Below are 20,103 nucleotides of genomic sequence, written 5' to 3' on the forward strand. Positions count from 1 at the left end.
CACGACCGCCGTCGTCGAGGAGGCCGCCCCGCCTCAGACGGGGCCTGCCGTTGCCGGTGTCGCCCACCTCGCAGAGCAAGCCGTGACCGGCCCTGATCAGCCGCACCGTGATGGGACCGGTGGCGAAGCGCACCGCGTTCGTGACCAGCTCGCTGACCAGCAGCGACACCTTGTCCCGGGTGTCGTCCCTGGTGCGCCATTGCCGCAGCAGCGCGCAGACCTGCGCGCGGGCACGGGCGGGCGCGTCGTCGCGGGCGGGCAGCCGCCAGGTCGCGGTGTCCTCCTTGCGGTAGCCGATCATGCGCGCGAGCAGCAGGGTCACGTCGTCGCGCTGGCGCGCCGGTGCCAGCGTGGAGACGACGTGCCGTGCGGCCTGCTGCAGGGCGTCCCAGGGGTGCACCGTGGACACGGCGTCCGCCAGCCTGCCGATGCCCTCGTCGATCGACAGGGCCGGATCCTCCACCAGGCCGTCGGTGTAGAGGGCCAGCAGGGAGCCCGGGGGCGCACGGAACGTGTGCACGTCGAACGGTTCCCTCAGCGCGAACTCGGCGCCCAGGCCGGGGTGAGGGCGGACCGCGAGCGGGCTCGCGCGCCCGTCCGGGGAGACCAGGACCGGGGGGAGATGGCCGGCGCTGGCGAGCGCCACATGGTGGCTGACCGGGTCGTAGAGGGCGATGCAGCAGGTCGATCCGAGGGCGCTGTAGCCGGCCGTCAGCCCGGACTCCGCGTCGTCCAGCAGTGTCACGGTCTTGTCCAGATGCTCCAGCACCTCGTCGGGCCCGAGCCCCGCGGACAGCAGCGCGCGGGCCTCCATGCTCAGCTGGCCCATGGTCGCCGCGGCTCCCAGGCCGTGCCCGACGACGTCACCGACCACCAGCGCCGTACGGCCGTCCGGCAGCGGAAAGCTGTTCACCCAGTCGCCGCCGACGCCCGCGCTGTCGGGCGTGGCGGGCTGGTAGATGCTGGCGATCTCGATGGTGTCGCCGCCGGTCCGGGGCAGCAGTCGGCGCTGCAACGCCAGCACCTGCGTGTGCTCGCGCTGGTGCTGACGGGCCAGGTCGACGTGGTGGGCGGTCCTCGCCACCAGTTCCTGCAGGTCGAACAGCTCGCTGTCGCGGAAGGGGCAGTCCGCCCGCCGCCATACCTCCGCCACGCCCAGCACGACGGGCGGCGCGCCGTCCAGGACCAGCGGTATGCACGCCACACCCGCCGACCGGTCACTGGGCACCAGGGCACGCATCAACCGGGCACTGCCGAGCACGCGCTCGACCGCCTCCCGGTCGGGTATGACGATGGCCTGCGGGGCGTCGTCCCGCCGTACCGCCTGCGCCAGCAGGCGACTCGCGTCGCTGGGAAGATCGTCGCCCGGAGTCACATAGCCCTCGGGCCACGCCCGGTCCGGCACCAGGGCCGCCCGCCGCAGCCGGATGCGCCCCTGCGCCTGCCCGGTGACTCCCTCGCCCGTCCACACGGCGAAGTCGAGGTCGACGGCGGCCACGTCTCCCCAGGCCAGCAGGGACTGCGCCAGCGACTGCGCGGTCTCGCCGATGTCCAGCGAGGTGCCGATCGCGGTCTCGGCGGCGTACAGGTGCAGCCTCCTGGCCATGGCGATCAGGGAGACGGTCAGCCCCTCCTGAGGCACCGCGGCGGGCAGGATGCTCATCGAGACCACCAGCTCCGACCCGTCGGCGCGCCGCAGGCGCTGGATCCGGGCGACGTGCGCCTCACCGGTCTCCAGGACCTGCCGCAACCGCCGGGTGACGGTCGGTACGTCGCCGGGGGGCAGGAGATCGACGAAGGGACTCCCGGCCACGGCGTCCAGACCCGCGAATACGGGGGCGGCCAGATTGCAGCGGGTGATTCTCAGCTCCCTGTCCAGGTTGACCACGCCGAGAATCTGCTCCTGACCATTGCCCGCCGGGTTGTCGGGTACGCGACGGCGGACGGTGCGGTCGCCCTGCGCGTCGTCAGGACCGGCGCCCGCTGCCGCGCCACCGCGCGGGATGTAGCGCCCCAGGGCACTGCTGACCAGGTCGAACGGCGACGATGACGAGGGGGAGGGTGTGGAGTCCATGCGGCTCTCTCAGCAATCCCCGGCGCAGCGCCGAGGCCGTACTCGGACCCGTGCGACGGGGCCCCGAGATCCCTGACCGCACACCTCATTGAATAACACCGGGGGGTGCTTCGCCCACACCATCGGATCGCGCGGTGAACACGGACGGTGACGGAACCCCGCGGCCGGTGGGGCCGTGCTCACCTTGCCGGGGACGTCGCCCGCCGGCATCCGACGACCGCCACAGGACTGCTGGTGCTTGCTCCTTGTCATCTTGATCGTCAGTCCTGCCCACACTGATGATGCTGATGATGCCGAGCGCCGGGAGCACCCGCGGCACCCACGGCGTCACCATTGGCCACGCCCCTGAGCAGGCCGGCACGGTACGGGACCTCGGCGCCGACCTCTGGCCGACCCTCGGTGGTGGCTGTGCGATTGAACCGCCGGTGGCATCGCTGCCACGGCGGTTGCCGAGATCGACGGTGACGTGGCCCCATCGAGGCCGAAGACCGTCGACACACGCGCTTCAAGACCTCAGCGGCAGTCGAGCTGGCCCGCGTTGTGCTTGGCGTCGAGTATCCGACGCACGCTGTCGTTGACCTTGGTCCGGAACGAAGCGTCCTGCCGCATCCGGGTCTGGACGGCCTGTGTCATCGCGGGTACAATGCTCGGCCGCACCGTGAGGATCATGTCTCCGCCCGCCGCGATGAAGTTCACGGCCCGCTGGGCAGGAGTGAAGGAGCGCACGGCGACCGCGTTCCCGAGGTCGTCCGAGATGACCACGCCCTTGAAGCCGAGTTGGCTGCGCAGCAGGTGATCGATGACCGTCGGTGAGAAGGCCGCCGGGTGCTTGGGGTCGATCTTGGTGTAGGTGGCCGACGAGACCATCACGAACGGTGACCCGGCCCGGATCCCGGCCCGGAACGGCGTGAGGCTCGAACTGCCGGCGGTTGTCACCGAGTCCACGACGTTGGCGGTGGTGTCGGTGTTGCCGATCACCTGGCCCAGCCCGGGGAAGTGCTTGAGCGTGGTCATCACGCCCGACTGCGCGAAGCCGGCGGCGAACGCGCTGGTGTGGGAGGTGACGGTGGCAGCGGTATGGCCGTACTCCCGCTGGAAGGAACCGATGGGGATGTTGCGGGTGCCCAGAGCGGCGGGGACCACGTCGGCGACCGGCGCCAGGTTCAGGTTGACCCCTGCAGCCTTGAGCTGCTTGGCCCATCCGGCGGCCTGGGTACGCAACGTCGCGGTCGACCAGCTGCCCTGGGTCAGGCCGCTGGGCATGGTCGAGAAGCCGGGGCCGTGGAGCACCTGCACCCGGCCGCCCTCCTGGTCGGTCGCGACCAGGAGGCCGACCCGTCGGCCTGCGACCTGGTCCGCTTGGCGTTGGAAACCGTCGACGAGCTTTCTGGTCGCCGTCGTACCGGCGGTGCTGCGGCCGGTCAGCATGACGGACCCCACATGGTTGTCGCGCAGAGTGCGCAGCTGGGCCTGGTCTGGGTTGGCCGCGGCGATTCCCCCCATGAAAAGCTGCCCTACCCGTTGAGCAGTGGTCATGCCGGACAGGTATCGGTCGGTGCAGGTGGCGGCAGATGCCGACCGGGCGGCACTCTCGGTGGCGGGGACAGCTTCAGTGCCGGTACGGCTCGGCACTGCACTGGCGGTACCCGAGGCTCGTGTGCCATGGCTTGCGGGGAGGGATCTGCTTGCAGTGAGGGATCCGGTGGAGTCGGCTGACCCCCCAGGTGTGACCGATGCACCGCACCCTGTGACGGCAAGCGCCAGAGTGACCAACGGGATCCCGGTGCGCAGGGCTGTGCAGCGGCGGCTCCTGGCCTGCTGCCGGACGCGTATTGTCATGGTTCTTCTCCCGGCTTGGACGAGCCGGGGCTACCGCGCGCTGCGCAGACTTCCATCACGGCGAGCCCGGCTTGCTGCGTCCATCACACCGTACGTTATTGGGCATTTGTTCGCCTCTTGGCATTCCACCAGCGAATCCGCCGAAGCCCGCACCAGCGAACCGCCATTGTCCTCGGCGCCCGGATGCCCCGGGCGAGCCTTGTCGGACGATTTGTCACACGCGAAGAAGCTGCAGTCGTGGCCGCCTCGGAACTACCCGAGGAACGAGAGACGCACCTGACGGTTGGCATTGTCCTTATTGGTGTCGACCAGGCAGACCGACTGCCAGGTGCCCAACTCCAGGTGGCCGGCGATCACCGGGAGGGTCGCGTGGGGCGGGACGATGGCCGGGAGGACGTGGTCGCGGCCGTGGCCGGGGCTGCCGTGGCGGTGCTGCCAGCGGTCGTCGGCGGGGAGCAGGGTGTGCAGGGCAGCGAGGAGGTCGTCGTCGCTGCCGGCGCCCGTCTCGATGATGGCGATTCCGGCGGTGGCGTGCGGGACGAAAATACTGAGCAGGCCGTCGCGGCCGGCCGCCGCCTCGCGCAGGAAGTCCTCGCAGTCGGCGGTGAGGTCGACGACGCGTTCCCGAGAGCCGGTGGAAACGTGCAGCATTCGGGTGGTGAAGGCATCTGGCATGCCCCCATCCTGGCCCATACGCAGGGTTCGCACCCAGGGGCACAAGGGTGTCCTGAGACGGCCGGTCCACAGAACCAGACGCCGTTGATCGTGGCGCGGCCATCTCGCTGCGTTCTGCCGCGCGTTGCGTTCAGCCCTGCTCACCACGCACGGTCATATCGACCTGCTGCGGGTGGCCTCCGCCGCGTGTCGCCGCGGCCGCTGAAGCCCTACCCCGCTTCTTTCTTCCCTTGGTCTCCGCTGTTTTTCCCTCGGGCTCCGCTGCCCTGCCGGTGACCCGCCGTTCAGGCAGGCGGGCGAGCTTCTACCTGGTCGACAACGCCAGGGACCAGCGCGCTCAGCCGCACATCAGTCCCATCGTATGCGTGCCTTCTGACGGCAGGCCGTCACAAGGCGGACCTGTCACTCCGTGTCAATGCATGCGGCTCGCCCTGCGAACGCTCAATCGCGCCTGACGCCCGTCCAAGTGGCGGGCTGGGAGCCCTTGCCTCCCAGCAGGGAGTAAACAGGTCGTAGTCTCGGTACGACTCGAAGGCGCACGATGAGCCCAGGCAAATCCGACGGTTCGCGGCCCGACCCCTGCTACGACCGGCGCGCCGACCGCTTCGGAGCATTCACCGACCAGCGCTCAACGGGGTACTGGCCTCTGCGCCGCACACGGCCCGGAGCCACCCGATGAACCACAAACGCCCCGGACGGGGCCCGACCACCGTGACGGTATTCGTCTTCACCCGGGGTGCGGCTCTTCGATGTGACCGGTCCCATCGAGGTGTTCGCTGCGGCCAACGAGTTCGGCGGTCAGTGTCAGGTGCGGATCGCGTCCGAGGGGTACGGACGTGATCACCTCCGCCGGGACCCGCCTCGGCGCCGATGTGCGGGTCGATGATGTACAGAAGCCATGCGACGTCCTGCTGATCCCGGGGGTCCGGAATGGGAAACGCTGATCAAGGACGTCGCAGTCGATCTCGCCCGCTGTAGGCCACGGGCTGGATTCGCCGCAGAAGCCGCGCCCAGGTGCCGTCCGCCGACCACAGCCGGTGGCGTGGAAAACGAGCAGATCAAGTGACGTCACACGATCGGCCGGACGGCTCCTGGGTGTCCAGTCCCGGACCGAGGTGCTGGCGCATCAGCGCCTGCGCGGTCGTCTCGGCGGCGGCGAACCTGGAGCGTCCTGCGTCGGTCAGGGTGGCCTCGACCGTCCTGCGGTCTCCGGCACGACGATGGCGATCAATCAGTCCGGCAGCCTGCAGACCCCTGAGGAGGTAGGACATCCGGTCCCCGGATTCCTGGAGGGACGCCGCCAGCTTGGCAACGGGCACAGATCCGCTCGCGGCCTCGGCGAGCGCGCCGAGAATGAGGTAGTCATGGAGCGACAGACCGTGCCGCACCCGCAACTCACCGTGCACGAGACCCAAGGTCCGCAGGACCCCTGGAAACTGCCACCGCGTGGTGTCCGACAAATCGTAGTCGATCATATTCCTTCCCAAGGGTCGGTTCTCCGGCCGCAAGCCCGCGGCCGCAGCATCACAACCAGATTCCATACGACGTCGATCCCGGGCCGGACGGACACGAAGCCCTCGGATCAGGACGGCGTCACCCGCCCGCACTCCGACTGTGCGACGACGGCAGGCAGCAGGCCGTCACCCGGCCGATGTCCTGATGTGAGGCCGTCGTGGCGCGCCCGACCCTCCGTCTCCGCACTCCCGGCGTCCTAGCGTCGTCAGTGCGACGCGGTCGAACGGGTCGGTCTCCGCAACCTTTGCGAAGTTCTCGAACACCTGACACGCAGGCGGACGACCGCCGTAGCCGCGTCCGCCATCCCAAGGCTTCGCAGAGGAAAGAAGGCGTTCGCGCCATGGCGTCGCAATCAGACACCGCTCGAGCAGCGTCTCACGGGCTGGACTTCGGGCTCAACGAATGGGTCGTGGACGAGCAGCGGCGGCGTTACCTCCAGGACCCCGGCTCGGTCGACCAGACGTGGAGGGACTTCTTCGCCACCCTGGTGTCCCCGGCCGCCGCGGCCTCCCTGACCGCCTCAGCCCAACACCACAAGGGCACCGACGAGGCGGCGCTCAAGGCGGTACGGGTCACCGCGCTCATCCACGCCTATCGCGTGCGCGGGCACCTGATGGCAGGCACGGACCCGCTCATGGCGCGGCCCGCCTTCGCACATCCGGAACTCGACATCGCCGCATTCGGACTCAACGACGCGGACCGGGCGGAGGACTTCGCCGTGGACGGGTTCGCCGGGCACACCACGATGACACTCGACGAAGTGCTCGGGGCGTTGCGGGAGTTCTACTGCCGCACCGCCGGGTTCGAGTACATGCACATCCAGGACGCCCGGGAACGCCGCTGGATCCAGCAACGCGTCGAGGGGCCGCAGCGCCGCCCGGACCGTGCCGGACAGCTGCGGATCCTCTACCGGTTGGGGGCCGCGGAGGCCTTCGAGACGTTCCTGCAGACCAAGTACGTGGGCCAGAAGCGGTACTCGCTCGAAGGCGGCGAGTCGGCCATCGTGCTGCTCGACGCCCTGTTGCTCCGCGCCATCGAAGACGGTGTCCAAGAAGCCGTCATCGGGATGGCGCACCGCGGCCGGCTCAACGTCCTGGCCAACATCATCGGCAAGTCCTACGGCCAGATCTTCGACGAGTTCGAGGACGCGGTGGACATCCGGTCGGTCCAGGGCTCGGGGGACGTGAAGTACCACCTCGGCGCGGAGGGCACCTACCGTGCCCTGGACGGCGGCACCATCGCCGTCTCGGTCGTGGCGAACCCCTCGCACCTGGAGATCGTGGGGCCGGTGGCCCAGGGCGTGGTGCGCGCCAAGCAGGACCTGGCCGGGGACCAGGGCGAGCCCTTCCCCGTACTGCCGGTCGTCCTCCACGGCGACGCGGCCTTCGCCGGCCAGGGCGTGGTCGCCGAGACCCTGAACATGTCGCAACTGCCAGGCTACCGCACGGGCGGGACGGTCCACGTGGTCGTCAACAACCAGATCGGCTTCACCACCCTGCCCGCCAACGGCCGTTCGAGCACGTACGCCACCCATGTGGCGCGGATGGTGGAGGCCCCGATCTTCCACGTCAACGGCGACGACCCGGAAGCCGTCGGCCGCGTCGCACGGATGGCCTTCGACTACCGCCAGACGTTCCACAGGGACGTCGTGGTCGATCTGGTCTGCTGCCGGCGCCACGGGCACAGCGAGGTCGACGACCCGTCCATCACGCAGCCGATGATGTACGAACGCATCGACGCCAAGGCTTCGGTGCGCACGCTGTACGCCGCGGCCCTCATACGCCGCGGGGACATCGGCGAGCGGCAGGTGGACAGTGCCCGCCGCAACTACCAGGATCACCTCGAACGGGCCTTGGCCGAGACCCGGGCGCTGCCCGCTCCCGCACCGGCCGAAGACCTTCCTTGCGCCGACGCCGGACAGGCGGCCACCCAGCGCACGGCGACCGCGATCGACGAGGCGAGGGCCCGTCAGGTCATCGCATCGCAGACCGACCTGCCGCAGGGCTTCACCGTGCACCCGCGTGTCCTGCCGCAGCTCCACCGGCGCACGGCGACGCTCGACACCGGCACCGTCGACTGGGCCACCGCGGAGACACTGGCGATCGGTTCGCTGCTGCTGGACGGCGTCCCGGTACGGCTGGCCGGACAGGACTCCCGGCGCGGCACCTTCGGCCAGCGCCACACCGTACTGACCGACCGGCGCACCGGCGCGGAGCACACGCCGCTGAACTCCCTCAGCCCGCAGGCCGCGAGCTTCGCACCGTACGACTCGATGCTGTCCGAACTGGCAGCGCTGGCCTTCGAGTACGGCTATGCGCAGGCCCGTCCGGAAGCCCTGGTGCTGTGGGAGGCCCAGTTCGGTGACTTCGCCAACGGCGCGCAGACGGTCGTCGACGAGTACATCGCCTCGTCCGAGCAGAAGTGGGCCAGCGCTCCGCAGTGACCATGCTGCTGCCCCACGGCCTGGAGGGCCAGGGCCCCGACCACTCCTCCGCCCGGATCGAACGCTTCCTGCAATTGTGCGCGCAGGACAACATGACCGTGGCCATGCCCTCCCTGCCGGGCAACTACTTCCATCTGCTCAGGCAGCAGGCGCTGGACGGCCGCAGGCCACTGGTGGTCTTCACCCCGAAGTCGATGCTGCGGTCGAAGGCGGCCGTCTCCGCCCTGGCCGAGTTCACCCAGGGCGGCTTCCGCCCGGTCCTGCCGGACGACACGACGGACCCGGCCCGTGTCTCGCGCGTGCTGCTGTGCTCGGGCAAGGTCTTCTACGACCTCGACGCCCACCGGCACGCCGCGGGCTCGACCGACACGGCGATCGTCCGCGTGGAGCGCCTCTACCCGTTCCCCGACGAGGAACTCGCGGCGGAACTCGCCCGCTTCCCCGCGGCCGCGGACGTGCGGTGGGTGCAGGAGGAGCCGGAGAACCAGGGTGCGTGGTCGTTCGTCGCGCCGCGTCTGCACCGGCTGACCCGGCGCGCGGTGGAGTGCGTGAGCCGGCCCGAGGCGCCCGCGCCCGCGGCCGGCTCGGCCCGCCGGCACGGCGTGGAGCAGAAGGCTCTCGTGACATCGGCCTTCCAGTGATCAGCGGCTCGCGCGGTGCGCATCGGCTGCCCACCGCGCGTATCCGTCGACACCACGGCAGCATCGAGGAGGAGCAGCGGCATGAGCCTGCTGGCGCGCATCAACCAGCCCGCGGACTTGAGGGGTCTGAGCCATCCAGAGCTGGTCCGGCTGGCCGGGGAGATCCGCGACTTCCTGGTCCGCCATGTCGCGGCCACGGGAGGCCATCTGGGGCCCAACCTCGGCGTCGTGGAACTGACCCTGGCGCTGCACCGGGTCTTCGACTCCCCGCGCGACCGGCTGCTGTGGGACGTCGGGCACCAGGCGTACGTCCACAAGATCGTGACGGGGCGGGCCGGTGAGTTCTCCGGCCTGCGGCAGCGTGGCGGGCTTTCCGGATACCCGAGCCGGGAGGAGTCCACGCACGACCACATCGAGCACTCCCACGCATCGGTAGCCCTGTCGTACGCCGATGGCATGGCCAAGGCCGCACAGCTCGCAGGAGAGTCGGACCGGCACATCGTCGCCGTCGTCGGCGACGGAGCACTCACCGGAGGGCTGGCCTGGGAGGCCTCAACAACATCGCGGCGGCACCGGACCGGCCGGTGGTGATCGTCGTCAACGACAACGGACGCTCGTACGTACCGACCGTGGGCGGACTCGCCCGGCACCTGGCGGCCCTGCGCACCCGCGCCGGCTACGAGCGTCTGGCCGGCTGGGGCAGACAGGCGCTCGACGGTGCCGGAGCGCCGGGCCGGGCGCCGCACCGCACCCTGCACGCGGCCAAGGAAGGCATCAAGGAGGGCCTGAAAGCGGGCCTCGCAGGGGGCAGCGCCGAGGCCGTGATGCCGCACTCGCTCTTCTGCGAGCTGGGACTGCACTACCTCGGGCCCGTCGACGGCCACGACATCACCGCCCTGGAAGCAGCCCTGGAGCGGGCCAAGACCCATGGCGCGCCGGTCGTCGTCCACTGCATCACGCGCAAGGGGCTCGGATACGCGCCGGCCGAACAGAACGAGGAGGACCACCTGCACGGCATCGGCATCATCGACCCGCAGACCGGGCACCCTCTGCGGCCCGCTGGTCTGACCTGGACGGCAGTGTTCGGCCAGGAACTGGTCGAACTGGCCGACGCGCACCCGGACGTCGCCGCGATCACCGCGGCCATGCCCGGCTCCGTCGGTCTCAACGACTTCGCCGCACGCTACCCGGCACGGTTCTTCGACGTCGGGATCGCCGAGCAGCATGCGGTCGCCTCGGCCGCCGGGATGGCCATGGCGGGCCTGCATCCGGTGATCGCCTTGTACGGCACGTTCCTGAACCGCGCCCTCGACCAGGTGCTGATGGACCTCGCGCTGCACCGGCTCGGTGCGACCCTGGTCCTCGACCGGTCCGGAGTCACCGGTGACGACGGCCCCAGCCACAACGGGCTGTGGGATCTTGCGATGCTCCAAGCTGTCCCCGGCCTGCGTATCGGGGCTCCCCGCGATGCGCGCACGCTGCGGCGGCAGTTGCGGCAGGCCGTGTCGATCACCGACGCGCCGACGGTCCTGCGCTACCCGAGAGGCACGGTCGGCCCGGCGATCCCGGCGGTCGGCCGCGCCGGTGCGGTCGACGTCCTGCGCGAGGCCCCCGGCCGCGGCGTCCTGCTGGTCGCTGTCGGAACGACGGCCTCGGTCGCTCTCGAAGCGTCGGAGCTCTGCGCCGAGCAGGGGGTGGAGGTCACCGTAGTGAATCCACTGTGGGTCAAGCCGCTCCCCGGCGATCTGCCCGCGCTCGCCGCCGAGCACGCCCTGGTCGTCACGGTCGAGGACGGCCTGCGCGCCGGAGGAGTGGGCACAGCGGTGGCCCAGGGCCTGCAGGAGGCCGGCATCCGCACCCCGGTACGTGCCGTGGGCGTGGCGGACGGGTTTCCCCGGCAGGCCACCCGGGCCGAGATCCTCGGGGCAGCAGGCCTGACCGCTCAGGCGATCGCGCACCGTCACCCAGACCCTGGCCGGCGCGGCCGTCACCGCGGTACCCACCGGTCCCCGCACCATCCCCGCACCCAAAAGGCAATGAATTTCGCATACCAGTAAAATGCTTCTCCTGCGAAAGCGGCCGGAGGATGCGTCATGTCCGAGATCATCTGCCGCAGAATCGACGAGCAGACGCCAAGCGAGGACGGCGAGGTCGGCGAGCGCGTGCTGGTCGACCGGGTCTGACCGGAAGGTCTGCGCCGGCAAGGCGCACCGCTCGACGAGTGGCTGCGGGAGGTCGCACCATCCATCGAGCTGCAGCGCTGGTACGGCCACCACCCCCAGCGGTTCGGTGAGTTCCGCCGCCGCTATCTCACCGAACTGGGCGATCAACGGCACAAATACGCAGATACCCGGCGTCGGGACCTGGCCCAATACCGCAGCCTCACCCTGCTGACCTGAACCCAGGACATGGACCACAGCCATACCGCGGTCCTGGCCGAATGGCTCACCGAACCCGGCTCTCACGATGAGCGGCGCCCGGATGCCGCCCTTCCCGAGCACGGACGTACCGCTCCCGGTTCCCGGCCGCCCGGCCACCGCGCGGCCGTCTCCGCCGCAGTGTCCAATCTCAACGCGGGCGCACTCGCGTTCGTGATGGGCACCGGCATCGTCTTCACGGCCTGTACGTCGACGGCGCCGACACTGCCTCCGCCGTACTGCTGTGGGTGGCCCTGGCCGGTTATGCCGTACTGGTGCCCGCCTACGGCTGGCGGCTGCTGCGCCGGCGCGAGCGGTTCGTCGCGGATCTCCTCGGGCCGCGTGCCTTCGCGTTCCTCACCCTCGCGATCTCCTCGAACGTGCTGACTGCTCGCTTTGTGCCGGCCGGACACACCGCGGTCGCCGGGGCGTTCCTGGCGTTCGGGACGCTGGGGTGGGTGGTGCTGGACTACGGCATCCCGCTCGCGCTCATCACCACGCTGAAGCGGGGCCCCTCGCTCGACCAGGTGAACGGCACCTGGTTCCTGTGGTCGGTGGGATCGGAGTCGGTGGCGGTCGCGGCGGCATCGCTGGCCCGGGTGACCCCGGGACACGCACTGACCGTCCTGGCAGTGGTGTGCTGGGCCGGCCGTCGGCCTGATGCAGTACCTGCTGACCGCCGCGCTGGTCCTGGCCCGGCTGCTGGCCCGGCCGGTGCAGCCGGAAGGCCTCATGACGCCCGTATGGATCTTCATGGGGGCGGCGGCGATCGCCGTACTCGCCGGAGTCCGGCTGATCGCTCTCCATCCCACGATGTTGTCGCGCCCGCTCGTCATCGGGACGTCCGTCGTCCTGTGGGCGTTCTCAAGCTGGCTGATTCCGCTCCTGCTGGCTCTGGGCGTTTGGCGGCACGCGCTGCGCCGTATCCCGCTGCGCTACGAGCTCGGCTGGTGGAACCTCGTCTTCCCGGTCGGTATGTATGCGGTCACCACGCATGAGCTGGGACGCGCGACCGCAACCTCGTGGATGACGAGCGTGGGCCGCTGGGAGGTCTGGATCGCCGTGGTGTTCTGGGCTGTCGTGTTCGCCGCCATGGTGGCAGCCAGACTCCGGGCCCGCCCCACGACCGCGCACGGATCCGTCGGTGCGGGGCAGACGGCCCGCCCGCAGAGCACGGCCTCGACGGCAACCGGGGCGCTGCCATAGGCACGCGTTGCGGTGCGGCGCGAACCCGGCCGCCCGTCGGCAGACAGCCGGGTTCGCGTGACGCGTCCGTGTCATGCGGAGCGTTACACGGGCCCTGTCAGCGGCGGGCGCGCTCACGCTGCCGGACAGCATGGCGCAGGGAGTGCCAGGCGACCACCGCCCAGGCGGCGACGAGCAGGGCGTACAGGACGACGGCGCTCCAGACGAACAGCTGCGAGCCGGTACGAGCTGCGAGCGCGCTGGTGCCGGTGACGCACGCACCGAGGGGGAAGATGAAGGACCACCAGGTGGCTGCGAAGGGCAGCCCTCTGCGGATTTCCCGTACGGTCAGCGCCGTGGCCAGTACCAGCCACAGCAGGGCGAAGCCCCAGATCCCGAGCCCACCCAGGAGCGCTACGACACCACTCCCGCGCGCGTACGGGGCGGGCAGCGCGCTCGGCGACGCCGTGGCCAGCGTCCCCAGCGCCGTCACCGCCTGATCCAGCGCCCCCACGCCGATCCACATCGTGGGCACCACCGCACCGCCGGGCGCGTCATGATGCACCAGGCGGCTGTAGACCATGGCCAGCACCAGCAGGACCGCGACCAACCCGAGCCCGAGCATCGAGTAGCAGCACAGCAGCAGGGCCAGCCGGACCTGCCCGGCCGGCGCCCGCGGGATGAGCAGCGCGCCCGTCGCGGCGGAGACCAGCGGCGGCACCACCGGTAGCAACCAGCCGCCGAACGCCGCGTCCGGCGTGAAGCGGTGCCGCGTGACCATGAGATACGGCACCGTGCAGGCGGTGGCAAGACCCAACACCGTACCGGCCGACCACAGCACCCAGTCCGCATCCACCGCCGCACGCTCCCCGATCAGCCGCCGGCCGAGCAGCAGCGTCCCGGCCCCGACGGTGAGCAGAGCCATCGGCGGCGCCCCGAAGAACTGGGCCAGTACCGGATCACCGGCATGCACCCGCAGCGCCCGCTGCCCGGTATAGCTGACGGCGAGCACGATCAGCAGCAGCACGGTCCCCGCCCAGACCACCGTTGCGGCCTCGCCGAGCCCGGGGAAACCGCGCGGCAGGGTGGCGGCCGCGACGGCGACGATCCCGCTGCCCATGACGGCGGCGAACCAGCCGGGACCGAGCCGGCCACGCTCCCTGCCGTTCGCCTCGTCCGGTTGGTCACGTACAAGCACGGATGATCTCGGGGCCGAGCCGACCGCGGACGCTCTCGGGGCCGGGCCGACCTGGGACGGGACCGCTCGGCTGGTACTGGGGTGGGGTGTCACGGCGCGGAGTGCCTTCTCTCGGGGTGTCGGATTCGTCACCGTCCACGACCAGCCACGGTGACGGGCCGGCCGACTGGCCGGGCCACACCCAGCAGCTCAGGGACGCGGCCGAGACCGTCGGCCCGTTGGCGCACTCGACGCTATGGCGAAGCGCGGCTCCCGCCACAGAACAGCACGCGCCATGACGCCCTCACACCAGGACATCGAGCACCGTGCAGGCCCGTTGCCGGGTGCCGGCCCGATGCCCCGATGTCCTTGTCCGAGCGTGTTGTGGCCACACCTGTGGCCATGACGAGACGGCAAGCGACCGCTGAACACGGGCGAGGCGCCGAAGCCCGATGCCTCGTTCCACACCACGGAAGGCAGCAGCATGCCGCAGGGACGCGGACGACAATCGGCACAGGAGCGGCAGAGCATCGCCGGGCGGATGATGGTGTCCTCCGATGTGGGCCCCAGTCCGTCCGGGAGGCGCACGATGAAGGACAGGCCGTCAGGCGGGAAGCCGCTCCTGGTGACCGTGCTGGTCTTCCCCGGCGTACGGCTGCTCGACGTCACCGGCCCGATCGAGGTGTTCACGACAGCCAACGAATTCGGCGGCCGCTACCGCGTACGCACGGTCTCCCCTGACGGCGCCGACGTGGTCACCGCAGCCGGCACCGGACTGCGCGTCGACCTCGCTGCCGCGCAGGTACAGGCGGCCAGCGATGTGGTCGTCATCCCCGGCGGCCCGGAGTGGCCCTCCCTCATCAAGGACGACGCGCTGCTGGACGCCATGAGAGGGCTCGACGCACGCGGCTGCCGCACGGCGTCCATCTGCACCGGCGCCTTCCTCCTCGCCGCGGCCGGACTGCTCGACGGACGGAAGGCGACAACGCACTGGCGCTTCGCCGACCAGCTCGCCCTGCGCTACCCGAAGGTGACCGTGGAAGCGGACGCCCTGTTCGTACGCGACGGCCACATCATGACCTCCGCAGGCGTCACCTCGGGCATCGATCTCTCGCTCGCCCTGGTCGAGGAGCACCTCGGCGCCGACGTCGCCCGCGCCGTGGCCAAGGACATGGTCGTGTTCATGCAGCGGCCGGGCGGCCAGTCCCAGTTCAGTGTCCGCACCCACACCCCGCGCGCGAGACAGGAGATGCTGCGCCGGGTCCTGGACGCGGTCGCCGAGGACCCGTCCGCCCCGCACACCCTTGCCGCCATGGCGCGCCGGGCAGGTGTGAGCACCCGCCACATGACACGCCTGTTCCACGACGAGATGCACACGACCCCGGCCCGCTACGTCGAGCAGGTCCGCATGGAGGCCGCCCAGGCGATGCTGGAAGACAGCGACGACCCCATGGCCACGGTGGCCCGGCGCACCGGCTTCGGGTCACCGGAGTCCCTGCGTAGGGCCTTCACGCGCAACCTCGGGATCACGCCGGGAGCCTACCGGGCACGCTTCCGCACCACGCACACCGGAGTCGACGGCAAGGGCGCCTGAGCCCTGGAGGTCGGCGAGCACAGACAATCGCCGAAATCCGACAGGCCGGCCGTGCCGGACGAGGCCAGTCAGGCCTCCTCGACAGTCTGTCCCAAGCACCGGCTCTGCGAGCGCGGCCCGCCACGCGGGCGCGCTGAAAGGACCGGCGAAGTACTGCGTCTCGTGCACGACCTGCTGGTCGGCGAATTCCATGACGCTCGCCGAGTACGAAGACGCACCGTCGTAGATGGTGGCGCATTCGCTCACCCATACATGCGCGTGGCCGGTGACGCGCAGGAGGGTGAAGCGCCGGTCGGCCGGATGCCCGCCGCGTTGTCTCGCGGCCCCGGAAACGTTCGCCCGACTGCGGATAGTCCAGCATCGCGTCCGCAGCCTGGATCGCGTGCTCGGCCTCGATGTCACCTCGTCCGGAAGCGTGTTCCTTCCTCCAACGGCCTGGTGGGCGTTCGGCTCGAAGGTCCGTATCCGAGTGCCTCACGGCAGTTTCTCGTGCCATGGGGCGACGCAAGGAGAGCGCTGGGACGGTGGGGCGTCGGATCCGGCGTCCCGGAATCTCGACAGGAGGCAGCGGCTTGGCAGAGAACCGGACGGTCCCGGGCGTGGCCGGGACCGATCACGAGCAGTTGCGGGCGTTCGATGAGCCGGGGGCTGCGTCGGCAGGGCGGTCCGCCTTGCGCGAGCACTTCTTCGACCGGCCCGCCCTCGAGGTGGCTCCCGAACTCCTGGGGGTTCTCGTGGTCTCGCGCTCGCAGCGCGGCGTGACGGCGGTGCGTATCACCGAGGTGGAGGCGTACGAGGGGCCCGATGACCCGGCCTCGCACGCGTTCCGGGGCCCGAACCGGACCAATCGTGCGGAGTTCGGGGCCCCGGGGACCTTCTATGTGTACCGGACGCACGCGGTGCACCGGTGCCTGAACGCCGTCTGCGGACCCGGGCGGCGTCCCGCTTCGGTGCTGCTCCGCGCCGGCACCGTCGTGGAGGGAGCAGACGTCGCGCAAGAACGCCGGGGGCCTGGGGTACGGGCGCGCGATCTGGCGCGCGGCCCGGCCAACCTCGCGCGAGCGTTGGGCATCGCCGATCTGCATCATGACGGGCAGTCAGCATGCGACGGGGCAGCGGAGTTGTTCCTCGCGGAACCCGCCGGGGGCGTCTCGTCCGCGCGGGTCGGTCGAGGGCCGCGGACGGGGGTGGGCGGTCCTGCTGCTTTGTACCCCTGGCGCTTCTGGATGCTGGGCGAGTCGAGCGTCAGCGCCTATCGGGCGCACCCGGGGTCCCGCCAACGGAGGCGGGCGAAGGGCTGACCCTCCCGCCGGCCTGGGACATCACGAGTGCCGGCGCCGCTCCCCGGAGGCGGCGGCACCCGGAGGTGCTTCAGCCTCGCTCCGGTACCGGCGCCGGGGTCTGCGACGAACCCGCAGCGAAGACCGAATGTGCGCCTTCGCTGTCCTTATCCGCGGCCACGCACACCTGGCGCCTGCGAGTTGAAAACCTCAGGAAATGTCCGCTGGGCCGGGCCCGCTTGCTGCCTCTCCTCCTGAGACGGCGTCCGCGGGGACGGCGGCGGCCCGAACGTATAGAAGGCGATCAGTGATGACTCCGATCAGTCCCACTCCCGAACCGGATCCGCGCAGGTGGCGCGCGCTCGGGATCATCTGCCTCGTGCAGGTGATGCTGCTCCTCGATGTGACCGTGGTCAATGTCGCGCTTCCCCCCATCCAGCACGATCTCGGCTTCACGACCACGGGCCTGGCATGGGTCGTCAACGGCTACACCGTCACCTACGGTGGGCTGCTGATGCTTGGCGGACGCCTGGGTGATCTGCTCGGCCGCAGACGCCTCTTCCTGACCGGCTTGGCGATCTTCGCGCTGGCGTCGGCGAGCGCGGGAGTGGCCCAGCAAGCCGGTGTACTGATCGCCGGCCGCTTCGTACAGGGCGTCGGTGCGGCACTCGTCAGCCCGGCAGCCCTGTCCCTGGTGACGCTGCTGTTCACACAGCGGCAGGAAAGGGCACGGGCCATGGCCATCTGGAGCGGCCTGGCCGGAGTTGGGGTAGCCCTGGGAGTCGTGCTCTCGGGCGTCCTGACCACCATCGCCTCCTGGCGTTGGATATTCTTCATCAATCTGCCCATCGCCGCGTTCGCGCTTTTCGCCACTTTCAAGCTCGTCTCCGAAAGCCGCGCCGCCAAGCGCGGTCGGCCTGACGTCCTCGGCGCCGTCACGGTCACCCTCGGTCTGCTCCTGGTCGTGTTCGGCCTCCTGGAAAAGGACAGTCACGTATGGTTCTCGGTCCCCGTCCTGGGTTGCGTCGGGATCGGTGTGCTCTGCCTGATCGGCTTCGTGCTGGTGGAGGCTCGCGTGGCCCAGCCCCTGGTGCCCCTCGCATTCCTGCGCTCACGTAACCGGAGCATCGCCAACATCGTGCGCATCTGCTACTACGTCGGGTTCGCCACCCTATTCTTCTCACTGAGCCTGTATGTCCAGCGCATACTGCACTTTTCCGCGCTGGCGACCGGATTCGCCTTTGTACCGTTCGGGTTGGTCATTCTCTTCAGCGCCACCGTGATGGCACCACGCCTCCTTCCCCGGTTCGGTCTGCGGGCCCTGAACGGAGGAGGGCTTGCGGTCACCACGGTCGGCTACGTCCTCCTTGCCGGCCTCAGCAGCCACGGCACCTATGTGGCCGACGTACTGCCCGGACTGATCCTCGTGCCGTTGGGAGGCGGCCTCGTCCTCGTCGGATCCACTGTCGCCGGAGTGGACGGCGCCACCGGTGAGGACGCGGGCATCGCCACCAGCATGAACAATGCGTCCATGCAGATCGGCAGCGCCATCGGTCTGGCGGCCCTGGTCTCACTGGGCACCGGCCACGCCGCCGTGCTGCGGCGTGCGGGCGCCGACCAGGTGACCGCCGCCGCGCACGGTTACGCCTTCAGCTTCACCATCGCCGCCGGCATGACGGCCTTCGGTGCGTTCCTCGGCTTCGCCGGAATCCACCCGACACCGGCCGAGACTCCGACGGTGAGGACCAACGCCAAGGAGCGCGTGGTCTGACGTGCCGCCGGCGGCGAAAGCGAGAGTCCGCGGCCGTGGCGGGCCTGGCGGAACGGTGCTGCCGCTGCGCGTCAGGGGACATAGTGGGCCTGCTCGAAGAGGCCGTGTGTGCACCAGCTGTTCGTGCGACGGCGGCATTGCCGGGTCTGAGCTTCCATCGGCCGCCTCCCCTGCCCCTCCCGTGGACGCCTCAGGCCGGTCATCCGGCATGACCCTGTTCTTCTCGAACTCCGCTCCGCCATAGCCATCCCCCGGCGCGACCGCCCGGCAGGCGGGTCTCCACCAGAACACGCCGGGCGCACACGACCAGTACTGCTCACATCACAGCACAGGCAGGACCACAGACATGACCACAAACGACCATCTCGACTACTTCAAGCCGCAACTCGTCGTCATTCCGTGCGGCAGCCGCAAACTGGGCTCGCCCGCGCGCTCCGCAGACATGTACGTAGGCTCCTACCACCGGGCATGCCGCAAGGCCGCCGACGCACTGCAACCTGACCTGCTGCTCATTCTCTCTGCACGCCACGGGCTCCTCGGCCTCGACGACGTCATCGAGCCGTACGACACACCTCATGGCGCAGCCGACGCGGTAACGAGCCAGGTCCTTCTGGAACAGGCAACCGTGCGTGACATCGTGGGCCTTGACCCGGTGGTGGCCCTCGGCGGTGCACGACACATCAGCCTCGTGCGCTCCCTCTGGCCGCACGTCCACACGCCGTTGGCCGGAGCACGCGGTATGGGTGAGCAAATGGCCCGGCTTGCAGCATTGCGCGAGGGACGGGGAATGCCTCTGACATGACGCTTCGTGCGGCGACCCCGAGGCCTCGCCGGGAGTGTCTAATCAACGGCGGATCTGATGATCAAGGAGACGCGTCTGATGACGGAGACCGCCGTGGAGAACGAGCAGGCTGAGCAGGTGGTTCAGGCACCGTCGAGTGCGGTGTCGGACGAGCAGCTCGTTGCGATGCTCGTTGACCGGGCCCGGAACGATGGACTGCAGCTGACCGGCGAGGGCGGGCTGTTGCAGCTGCTGACCAAGCGGGTGCTGGAGTCCGCTCTGGAAGGCGAGATCACCGACCACGTCGGCTATGAGAAGCACGATCCGGCCGGGAAGAACAACGGCAACAGCCGCAATGGCACGCGCGCGAAGACCGTGCTGACCGATGTCGGTCCGGTGGAGGTGAGGGTGCCCCGCGACACCGCCGGCACCTTCGAGCCGCAGATCGTGAAGAAGCGGCAGCGCCGCCTGACCGGCGTCGACGAGATGGTGCTGTCCTTGTCCGCGAAGGGCCTCACTCACGGGGAGATCTCCGCTCATCTCGCCGAGGTCTACGGGGCGGAGGTGTCCAAGCAGACCATCTCCACCATTACCGACAAGGTGATGGACGGCATGGCCGAATGGCAGAACCGGCCCCTCGACCGCGTCTACCCGGTCCTGTTCGTGGACGCCATCAATGTCAAGATCAGGGATGGGCAGGTCGCAAACCGT

The 20,103-nt window shown here is 70.0% G+C and carries 12 protein-coding genes and 3 pseudogenes; 10 read left to right on the forward strand and 5 right to left on the reverse strand.

The features are described from left to right. The 4 genes from ACFYOH_RS24830 to ACFYOH_RS24845 form a co-directional block, all read right to left on the reverse strand. The coding region (locus ACFYOH_RS24830) for a SpoIIE family protein phosphatase (RefSeq protein ID WP_388629200.1) at positions 1-2,074 on the reverse strand (2,074 nt) is incomplete at its 3' end. Between the two features lie 513 nt (positions 2,075-2,587). Further along, positions 2,588-3,610: a glycoside hydrolase family 3 N-terminal domain-containing protein gene (locus ACFYOH_RS24835; protein ID WP_388629201.1), complete on the reverse strand. Its 1,023-nt coding sequence runs from the start codon at positions 3,608-3,610 to the stop codon at positions 2,588-2,590. 555 nt (positions 3,611-4,165) lie between these two features. Then, positions 4,166-4,588 (reverse strand): secondary thiamine-phosphate synthase enzyme YjbQ, encoded by a 423-nt coding sequence (locus tag ACFYOH_RS24840; protein WP_388629205.1) that lies wholly within the window; start codon positions 4,586-4,588, stop codon positions 4,166-4,168. Positions 4,589-5,646: 1,058 nt separating this feature from the next. Next, positions 5,647-6,063 (reverse strand): MarR family winged helix-turn-helix transcriptional regulator, encoded by a 417-nt coding sequence (locus ACFYOH_RS24845; RefSeq protein WP_388629207.1) that lies wholly within the window; start codon positions 6,061-6,063, stop codon positions 5,647-5,649. 380 nt (positions 6,064-6,443) lie between these two features. On the opposite strand from ACFYOH_RS24845, the pseudogene ACFYOH_RS24850 reads away from it, so the two are divergent. From ACFYOH_RS24850 to ACFYOH_RS24870, 5 genes and pseudogenes are all read left to right on the forward strand, one after another. Then, a pseudogene (locus tag ACFYOH_RS24850) lies at positions 6,444-9,187 on the forward strand (multifunctional oxoglutarate decarboxylase/oxoglutarate dehydrogenase thiamine pyrophosphate-binding subunit/dihydrolipoyllysine-residue succinyltransferase subunit). A gap of 81 nt (positions 9,188-9,268) precedes the next feature. Further along, positions 9,269-11,244 (forward strand): annotated as a pseudogene (dxs, locus tag ACFYOH_RS24855) (1-deoxy-D-xylulose-5-phosphate synthase). 135 nt (positions 11,245-11,379) lie between these two features. Then, entirely contained in the window at positions 11,380-11,586 is a 207-nt protein-coding gene (locus ACFYOH_RS24860; protein WP_388629290.1) for a DUF488 domain-containing protein, read from the forward strand. A gap of 266 nt (positions 11,587-11,852) precedes the next feature. Continuing rightward, positions 11,853-12,188: pseudogene (locus ACFYOH_RS24865) on the forward strand (hypothetical protein); the annotation flags it as partial. Positions 12,189-12,264: 76 nt separating this feature from the next. Continuing rightward, positions 12,265-12,810 carry a hypothetical protein gene (locus ACFYOH_RS24870; protein WP_388629210.1) on the forward strand — a complete coding sequence of 182 codons (546 nt, stop codon included), beginning with the start codon at positions 12,265-12,267 and terminating at the stop codon, positions 12,808-12,810. A gap of 97 nt (positions 12,811-12,907) precedes the next feature. Here the strand turns inward: ACFYOH_RS24870 and ACFYOH_RS24875 are convergent, their stop codons facing one another. After that, positions 12,908-13,987 carry a TDT family transporter gene (locus ACFYOH_RS24875; RefSeq protein ID WP_388629213.1) on the reverse strand — a complete coding sequence of 360 codons (1,080 nt, stop codon included), beginning with the start codon at positions 13,985-13,987 and terminating at the stop codon, positions 12,908-12,910. A gap of 568 nt (positions 13,988-14,555) precedes the next feature. Here ACFYOH_RS24875 and ACFYOH_RS24880 point away from each other — a divergent pair. The 5 genes from ACFYOH_RS24880 to ACFYOH_RS24900 all read left to right on the forward strand — a co-directional run. Further along, entirely contained in the window at positions 14,556-15,560 is a 1,005-nt protein-coding gene (locus tag ACFYOH_RS24880) for a GlxA family transcriptional regulator (RefSeq protein WP_388629216.1), read from the forward strand. A 572-nt stretch (positions 15,561-16,132) separates the two neighbouring features. Beyond that, a complete protein-coding gene (locus ACFYOH_RS24885) occupies positions 16,133-16,861 on the forward strand; it encodes a DNA-3-methyladenine glycosylase (protein ID WP_388629219.1) in 729 nt (242 codons plus the stop codon). Between the two features lie 358 nt (positions 16,862-17,219). Then, positions 17,220-18,611 (forward strand): MFS transporter, encoded by a 1,392-nt coding sequence (locus ACFYOH_RS24890; protein WP_388629222.1) that lies wholly within the window; start codon positions 17,220-17,222, stop codon positions 18,609-18,611. Positions 18,612-18,957: 346 nt separating this feature from the next. After that, positions 18,958-19,413 carry a DUF6884 domain-containing protein gene (locus ACFYOH_RS24895; protein WP_388629225.1) on the forward strand — a complete coding sequence of 152 codons (456 nt, stop codon included), beginning with the start codon at positions 18,958-18,960 and terminating at the stop codon, positions 19,411-19,413. A gap of 165 nt (positions 19,414-19,578) precedes the next feature. Then, positions 19,579-20,103: transposase (locus ACFYOH_RS24900; RefSeq protein ID WP_388629293.1), on the forward strand; the 525-nt coding region annotated here is incomplete at its 3' end.

The sequence above is a fragment of the Streptomyces sp. NPDC007856 genome, assembly GCF_042868225.1.
Classification (GTDB): Bacteria; Actinomycetota; Actinomycetes; order Streptomycetales; family Streptomycetaceae; genus Streptomyces.